The organism is Desulfosporosinus sp. FKB (assembly GCF_002196705.1).
Taxonomy (GTDB): domain Bacteria; phylum Bacillota; class Desulfitobacteriia; order Desulfitobacteriales; family Desulfitobacteriaceae; genus Desulfosporosinus.
Genome location: NZ_NADJ01000017.1, coordinates 1 through 9,063, shown reverse-complemented (window position 1 = coordinate 9,063; position 9,063 = coordinate 1). Strand labels below are relative to the sequence as shown.

The 9,063-nt window shown below is 38.4% G+C and carries 5 protein-coding genes; all 5 read right to left on the bottom strand.

Going from position 1 to position 9,063, the window contains the following annotated elements:
• Positions 1-391: 391 nt before the first annotated feature.
• Positions 392-979 (bottom strand): DUF1003 domain-containing protein, encoded by a 588-nt coding sequence (locus tag B5Y67_RS06435; RefSeq protein ID WP_088225679.1) that lies wholly within the window; start codon positions 977-979, stop codon positions 392-394.
• A 219-nt stretch (positions 980-1,198) separates the two neighbouring features.
• Positions 1,199-1,672 (bottom strand): ribonuclease H-like YkuK family protein, encoded by a 474-nt coding sequence (locus tag B5Y67_RS06430; RefSeq protein WP_088225678.1) that lies wholly within the window; start codon positions 1,670-1,672, stop codon positions 1,199-1,201.
• A 128-nt stretch (positions 1,673-1,800) separates the two neighbouring features.
• Positions 1,801-3,663 (bottom strand): HAMP domain-containing methyl-accepting chemotaxis protein, encoded by a 1,863-nt coding sequence (locus tag B5Y67_RS06425; RefSeq protein ID WP_170932612.1) that lies wholly within the window; start codon positions 3,661-3,663, stop codon positions 1,801-1,803.
• An 81-nt stretch (positions 3,664-3,744) separates the two neighbouring features.
• Entirely contained in the window at positions 3,745-5,904 is a 2,160-nt protein-coding gene (locus B5Y67_RS06420) for a bifunctional diguanylate cyclase/phosphodiesterase (RefSeq protein ID WP_088225676.1), read from the bottom strand.
• Positions 5,905-6,230: 326 nt separating this feature from the next.
• Positions 6,231-8,630, bottom strand: coding sequence for a PAS domain-containing hybrid sensor histidine kinase/response regulator (locus B5Y67_RS06415; RefSeq protein WP_088225675.1), 2,400 nt, complete (start codon positions 8,628-8,630; stop codon positions 6,231-6,233).
• Positions 8,631-9,063 lie beyond the last annotated feature (433 nt).

Genomic DNA, 9,063 nt, shown 5'->3' with positions numbered 1-9,063 from the left:
CTCAATTTTGGTAGATTTGTACGCAATCAAATTATACCAAAACCCTGTGTTCATGCGGAATTTTTATATCTGTTTGACCCAATTAAGCCGGAATTAGAGCTGATTTATTAGGTGCGAAACTTCAGTTAGTATGTATTTGATTGCATTTCTATATGCTTAATTTTTGATTCTATTTTTTCAGTGTAAAGATACTTATCTGGCGCGCGAAGAACACTTGGATTTGTCAGCTTCCAGCAAAGGGGCAGGTTAGTTGCACTTTCATAGTGATGCCGCTTTGCGGCATGGAGAGCAAATAGCATAAATTTAAAACATAAAAAAGAGGTGCCCGCATATTACGTTTAAAGTCGTATGCGATGCTCCCCTTGCATGAAATTTCCTTATTCATGTTTATTTATTTTTCCAGCCTGGTTTCAATAGACTCCAAAATTTGCCTGATTTGTGAGAACTCAGCTTTAACTTGCTCCATATTTTTCTTACCGTCAGTTTCAATACGATGCAAATGACTTTGCATATCATCAATCTCCAGCTCAGCCTTATAGTTAATAGCAAAATCAATTACCGATTCATGTTTGTCACGGGCGGCTTGTCGGTTTTGACTCATCATGATAACTGGGGCTTGAAAAGCTGCAAGAAACGATAAACATAAGTTCAGGAGAATAAATGGTGGTTCATCAAAATGAAATGACTTTGTCCAAAGAAGTCCATTCCAGACTATCCAAGCAGCTAAAAACAGTCCGAAATAAATAATAAACTTCCAGCTTCCGCCAAATTGGGCAATACGATCGGCTAGGCGGTCAGGATATGTAGTTCTGCTGGTATAGTCTTCTTCCAGCCGATTTAAAATGCTCTTTTCGTAATCATCAACCAATCTGTCAATTCGCTGAATGTCTCTTTTTTGAATTGCAATATCAAACCCTTCAAATAGAGATGCCTCCTCAGGGTTGTCCAAAGCGACTTCAATATTATTAACTTCTTTCATATACTAACTCCATATCTGACTATCTATGTTTAAAATTATTCCCGTTTGCTTCTCGTTAATACGCGGCCAGCCTTCCGATCAATAAACCTATCATAAAGAACTCTACAATAATAAAATCTTTTTTGGCTAAGCTTAGACAATCATTCCGAACTTGAGCCGAGTTCGATTGCAGGCAAAGAGACGTCAATATTAATTTGGGGTCGGCGACATCATAGTACTTTATTTAGACAATCGATCAGCAACGCTGGAAGCCATGTAGGAATCCGGTTTGATGACACATTGAAAGCCACAAGATCTGACCCAACCCATTATCTCAGCAATATACTTTGCCGTAGGGCCATTATATCCGGCATCAACATGAATCGCTATCTTATTGGGAATTTTATCAGCAAGAAATTTTCCCTTTAATCTTTCGGCGAGTTCCAAACTTAGATTCGTCTCATAATAAATCTTTTGGCGTATATTGATTATTTTATTAACTCTTCTAATTTCCGAGAAAAAAATTCCGCCTTTGCCGACTTTATTTTCAATTTTATGAATGCCAACGGTTATCGGTATTTTGGTATCATTAAAATTTTGGCTGTCTGAACCAATTGAGACTTTATACTCTCCTTTCTTATCTTGCGATAAATAAGCTTTGATTATTGAGTACATTTCTTCGAAAGAGACTTCGCCATACATCATACTGTACACAGTACCATCTCCGTTCCACTTATCGCTTCTTTTAAAGGATGATAATAAGTAATACTCAATAATAGTAAAACTATACCTTACTCCACTAAAACTCGTTTCTTGTAGAGTAGGGTAACCATTGAAAGGAATTAGCTGACTCTAAATTCTTGGATTGAGGTGAGAAGTTTTTGGGCGGTTGTAGCTAATTCTTGACTTGCCCTAGTCAAACGACTGATGGTTGCCACTTGTTCTTGAATATTATCTGTCACAGATTGAACACGTTGTGCTGTAACCTCACTAAAACCTTGAATATTAAAAATAGAATCCACGATCTGTTGATTGCCGACAGCAACTTGCTGGATCGAAGTGGATATTTCCCTGACCTGGGTCGATACCTCTTCCATATGACCATTGTTCACGGCAAATGCTTCTCCGGCTACCTCAACGACTTGAATTCCCTCTTCTACATCATTTAAAGCGTCCGTCATGACTGAAACCACCGCGGTAATATTGTCATGATTATTATTAATCAAGGAGCTAATCTGCTTCGAGGCCTCCTGAGCCTGTTCTGCCAGCTTCCGCACTTCTTCAGCAACCACAGCAAACCCACGTCCATTTTCGCCAGCCCTAGCTGCTTCAATGGCAGCATTAAGAGCTAGCAGATTGGTTTGAGCAGCAATATCACTGATAAATTTCGTGAAATCCTTAATTTGACGATTACTTGCGGTAAGGTTATTAATGTTATTTTGTATTTGTTTAGTTCTGTTCCCTATGACAGACATTTGTTGAACAACTCTGTCAATTGCTTCCTGGCCCGATTTTGTTGTTTTTGAGGTCTTATCGGTAAGATCTGCAACAAAAATACTGGTGGCTGCAATTTGCTGGGCACTTGCAGATACCTGCTGGATAGCAACGGAAGCCTCATTGACTGTAACTGCTTGCTTTTCAGTGTCAGAGGCAGCTGATGTCATAGTCCCGGCAATTTGTTCTGAAGCAATAGAATTTTCTTCAGTGATCGCTTGAATTACCTGAGCACATTCTGAAACAAGTTGACTGGATCGCGAAACTTCACCTACTAAATTACGCAGGGTAGTTCGCATTGCATCAAAAGCAAGACCTAATAGACCTGTTTCATCCCTTGAGAGAATAAGCCCTTCATTACCCACTAAGTTCCCATGTTCAACTTCCTGCACACTTTTTAGCATTTGCTTTATAGGGTCTGCTAAAAGTCTCGCTACAAATAAGCCTAAAAGCAAGCTTAGAAGAACCGCAGCAATTGGAAAAATGAGCAAAACCTTGCCGGCGAGAAGAAAATCTTGATTATTTTGGGCAAGAGTTTTATCCATGGACTCTTGATTATAAGAAATCAGGTTCGACAGCAGAATATGTATCGTATCAACATAGGTTAAAGCATTATTGGAGTAAGCAAAATAGGCTTCTTGTTTTGTTCCCTGATCACTGAGATCAAAAGCCTTTTGCCTTTCATTTCTGTAGTCCGTAAGGGCCTTTTTTAAGCTGGTTAACTTTGCGGTTTCCTCCGAGCTTTTGCGGATTGAAGTATAGTCCTTAAGAGAGGCGTCTATAGTATTATCAGCGTTTTTTAGATCCTTAAGAATTTCTTGTCTGCGGATTTCGTCAATAGGAGCTAAAATCATCTCCATGGACAAAGCCTCTGCCACTCCCGTATTAGCCCTAACTTCATTTAAAACCTTAACGGCTGATAAAGAGCTGGCATACATTTTATTAAATTCGCTATTTTGTCTTTGATAGTAAGCATAACCTATGTAGCCGATAAATCCCATCAAGATGGCCATAATCAGAACTAAACTATTAATTTTATAGGCTATTTTGAGGTTGCGAAAACTATTGAAGAATTTCATTATGGTCTTATTTTTTGTAACATTTTTCTTTCTTAACGTTAAGTTCTTTAATTTGCTGGAAATAGCTTTATAAATCTTTTTGATTGTTACAGTTGTATTTGACAAATTTCTGATTTTATTATTTATCTTCAACAATAATTCCTCCATTATCGTCGATTTAGTGAATCGTATGTATTAAATTCGCTTCGATTTTAGTTTTATCCCATTAATTATTTAGCGTAATATGAAAGAGTTGCCTCCTAAAGCCTTTACTTCTTTTTTAATTCGGGCAGCCCGCTCGGAGACTAATAAAGGAGTCCAATTTTGCTCAGCAGTGTTAATGACGAGCCCGGCCAAAGCAACGCTTAAGTTCTCTTGACCGGGTAACTGTTTACAAGATTGCTCAAATTGTTCAATAATATTAGCCGCTAAAGTTTCCAGATTTGCAGGGGATGCGATAGCAATAAAATCATCACCGCCTATGTGTCCGACAAAGGTCTCGTCACTCAAAGAATCTCTCACATTCAGCAAGACCTCGCTTAACATCTTGATTACCAGGTCACCTTGTTGAAAGCCATGTAAATCATTGTAGTATTTGAATTTATTAAGATCTATGTAAAGAAGGCCAAAGGTAAGATCCCGTTCTATATGCTGCCGTATTTCCTGATCAATACGCAGGTTACCGGGCAACCCTGTCAGGGGGTTGGCACCTTGGGCCAACTGAATCTGTCTTTCTGACATAGCTTTCATGAGATTTGCTACAGATACCATGCCAATGGGCTTTCGTTGATTAGCAACAATAACTCCGTCATAAAGTTGGGAATCTGAACGCTGCATAGCTAGACTAGAGACAACTTCCAAAGGTGTAGTATCTTCAACCATCAGCGGATTGGTATCCATCAAAATAGGAACAGTACGTTCCAAGTAAAGAGGAACACCATAACGAGTACCCAGAGCTGCAAAAAGTCTATCCCGCTGCATGACTCCAACAATTCGCGAATCCTCAGTAATTCCAACGAGCCATTGATGAGGATGGTCACGAAAATATGTTTCAACAACACTGACAAGGACATTGGTTTCAAAAAGGGGCAAGGGTTCTATCATGGAAATGATAGGTTTATTTTCCGTATATTTTAAGCGGCGTTCGGGATTGAGAATTTCCATAACCGCAGGGTTAATACTCCCACGGAAGAAATCGGGTTTAGCGACAAAAAAACCTTGGACATAATCAACACCCAGCTGGACTACGGTACGCATTTCTTCATCTGTTTCAACCCCTTCGGCGATAATACTGCAGCCGATGCGCTTGGAAAAGGTAACAAATGTTTCCAGCAAAGCCCATTTTGTAGGATCAGCGTGAACTCCCGAAATTAAAGACCTGTCAACTTTGAGAAAGTCCGGATGAAGTTCGGCGACGGATTGCAGAGAAGAATAGCCGGCCCCTAAATCATCTAAGGCAATTAAGTAGCCCTGACCGCGATAATGATCTAAGGCATCTCGAAAGGTGGAGTAGTTATCGATAGCACTTCGCTCAGTAATTTCCAGTACAACATTGGCAGGTGTAATTCTCATCTCACTAAGTAACTTTCTCGTTTGGCCAGAGGCAAATTCGGGGTCGAGCAAGATTTGAGGGTTAATGTTAAGGAAAAGAAATTCTTTGTCGTTTAGAACATTGGGATAAGCTTTAATTGCTTGCCGGCGGCAAAGGGTTTCAATGGGATAAAGTTGACCTATTTTTTCAGCAAAGGGAAAGAGATCTGAAACATTGTTGAAACAGATTGAACCCGGTATTCGGGTTAGTGCCTCAAAACCAAAAATGTCACCATTTCGCGTTTCAATGATTGGTTGAAAAGCTGTTCTCAGGTACTTCTCCGGTTCTTCAATTAAATGAGTAATCTCCTCGCGCCGGGCGAAAAATTGAGGATCTGGTTCGGATTTGTTGAGAAGAAAAGCCTCTTTCACCGCCGCATAAAGTAAATAATCAGCACTTCTGCTGTCTACATTTACACACCGGGCAATTCCGGTTCGCAAACGGATCTTTTCTTTTACAAGTTTGCTTAATCTGCGATTAAACCGTTCTTCCATGGGAAGAACCCATTGTTCAAGGAGATCGGACATTTCCCAATGTGTGTTTTCCCCCGGAATAAAATAAACAACGAAATCATCCCCCCCTCTGCTTTCTGAATGCGAGAACAGGAAAAGACTACGTTGTTTTTTAAGAGTGAAATATATCTCATTTTCAATCTCAGTCAAAATTTCCTGACAAATTTTATAACCGTAACGAAACTCAACTTCATGAAAATTAACGATATCAAGATATACTACCCAGATTGTTTTATTGTCCTTCAGTAGTCGATATAGTTTTTGTAAGCCTTTAACTTTAGACGCAAACATCTAAAAACCCCTTCTTCAGGCATTTACTATGATGTCGAATTTATCAAGAAATTAATTCTTATTTACATCTTAATAGCTTTTTGTAAAAACCTAATGAATTAAATGTTAATTCAATGTTAAAACTAGATGGATTAGTTCCAAAAATGCGCAAAACAGATATCTGTATTTTTGTTAATTTAAGTAAATATTAGTATAATATGTTAATGTTTAACGGCAACTTAGAAGAATATAAGAAATTAATTTTCTATCTGCTAAGGCTGCAACGATCAGTATGAATACTACATAAAGAAAACCTTGCATTTGCAAGGTTTAAATTTTGATTATTATTAAATAACTCGTTTAGGCATAAATTCCTCGTTTAGTTTTAGAATAGTTTCGATAACCGTTTGTAAATCGCCTCTTCTTGAGGCTAGTTCGACTTTAAAGGCTAAAATCTTTAACTCTTCTACGTCATGCTTATTGGCCAGTTTCTTCAATTGGTGAGCCGTTCTCTCAATAGCTTGTAAATCGTTATCTGCTATTAAATCTAAGAGCTGAGTGATTAAAGCCACGAATTGGCTGGAACTTCGTATTTCCTGCCTATCACCTGCAAATTCAGCTGTTTTGTAGGCGGTAACTTTTTGAACAGCATCCAACAAATCTTCCATAAGGACTGGCTTTGACAGATATTCATCCATACCCTGAGCAAGAAAACGTTCTCTGTCCCCTTGCAAAGCGTAAGCCGTCAGCGCAATTACCGGTGTATATTTTAGGTTATATTTTTTTTCTCTTTCTCGTATTAGCTTTGTCGTATCAATTCCATTCATTTCCGGCATATAGATATCCATGAGTATAACATCAAATTCCTTTTGTTCAAGAACATCTAAAGCTTCCAAGCCATTACAGGCTTTATGAACGTTGTGGTTTCCCATCTGCAGCATCTTCGTGAGAACGTCCTGATTAACTAAATTGTCTTCCACCAGAAGGATATTTAAAGGGTATTGCCCCTCTGTAATTTCCTTCGCCGCCAATGCTTCATCAGTGCTTTGCCCCAAGGAAAAATTAAGGGTAAAGAAGAACGTGCTTCCTTCTCCTTTTCGACTTTTAACCCACATTCTTCCTCCCATTAACTCCGTTAATTGCTTGGAGATAATTAGCCCCAGTCCGGTACCACCATATTTTCGGGTATGGGAACCGTCTACTTGGCTAAAACTCTTAAACAACCTTTCCATTTCGCCTTCTGCTATCCCTATTCCGCTGTCGGAAACAGAAAATTCCAACGCGTATATCAATTCCAATGTATCATCAGCTTTGGTGTCTCGAACTTGGATAGTCACACGTCCCTGAGATGTGAATTTTATTGCATTACTGATTAAATTATTAAGGATTTGCCTAAGCCGATTGGGATCTCCTTTTAAATGCGTTGGTATAGAGGGAGAAATTGTACTGGTTAACTCCAGCCCTTTGCCAACGGCACTGGGAGTATGTGCTTTAACTAGTTCTTCCAAAAGTGTTTTGAGGTTAAAGTCAATGCTTTCAGTCTGCATTTTACCTGCCTCCATTTTGGAAAAATCAAGAATATCATTGATAATATTTAAAAGGGAGTAAGCACAGCTCTTAGCAACTTCCAAACAGTCATACTGCTCTGGAGTCAGAGGTGATTGAAGAACTAAATCAATCATACCTACCGTACCGTTAAGGGGTGTCCTGATTTCGTGACTCATATTTGCTAAAAACTCGCTCTTAGCTACACTGGCCTTCTCGGCCTCCTCCTTGGCCTCCCTGAGTTCTATTTCATAAGTTTTCGGTTTGGTAATGTCCGTAATAATTGCTGCAAAACATTCGTTGCCTATGCAATAAAGGGACCTGTAATACCAAAGTTTTGATTTTTCATTGAAGAATTCACCTTCGTACTTTCTCTCGTCTGATTTAAGAAAATCATTAATTTGTTTCAAAAGGAGTTTTTGATCATGATGATTCATGTTGTTAACTTCCGAAAATCTTGTTCCAATGAGTTCGGTTCTATCTCTGCCCATTAGCCGAGCATAGTGATCATTAACTTCTCTAAATTGGTAATCTTCAAGATCGCCATTCTTATCCCAGATTGCTTCACAATAGGCAAAAGCACTTGTCATATTCATAAATAAAGATCTATATTTATGTTCACTCTCACGCAGGGCAAGTTCGGACAATTTCTGTTGGGTTATGTCGGTAATAATTAGAGCAAGATGCCCCGGCAACGGAAGAAAAGCCGAAACGGACAGCCATAGGCCATAATATTCCGAATAAAAGTCAACGGCATCAAAGTGAATCTCTTGCTCATTTGATTCGTCATTAACGATTTTCAAATGGTCCAAGACAAATCGAGTGATCTGAGGAAATACCTCAAAAATGCTTTTTCCTATTACGTTTACAGGCTTCAGATGAAACATACTTTCAAACCGACTATTGACTTCAGTAAACACCAAATCCTTAAGATCGTTATTTTCGCTTAGAACAATTTTCATGAGTATGAAGCTTTCCCGCATATTCATGAATAAGCTACGATATTTGACCTGGCTTTCTATGGACTTGCGGTCTGTAATATCCAAACTGCCTGTACAGCCCAAGCCGTCAGCACAACACTTCTGGAGTATTCTTTCGTCATCAGTTCTTACCATGTTTTTTTCACTTCCGTGTTTGTCAATCAATTTTATATCCTGAGCAAGTCCAATATTGTTCCTTAGCCAACTTACCTTCCAAGCCATGATTCTGTAAGACTGTCCTATAAAGAATCATAGTTCTTTATAGGAGTTGCATCAATGTCATTTATATATGAAATCCTCACTAATATTTAGCAATATCTCCAATATAGTTCACAATAATTGAAGTTATTATTATTTTAATTCAACCTACAATTCTCTATATTTCTACACTATCATCCTTATTCCTTTAATAATTCACAAAAAAACAACGGATTTTGCCAAAATCCGTTTAATCAAATCTCATTTGGCTATATTCAACCCGTTCCGTTCTTCTTGGCTGTTCGTGACAAAATCAAATTTAAAACTTGCTTATCTCCCTATATTAATTTAATTTTTCGTTGTTTTCCTCTTGTTTTCATAGAATTGCTAACTTACCAAAAGAACTTATCACGGATAGAACTTGCATAAAATACTCAATTCAGAGAAATTAAGTATG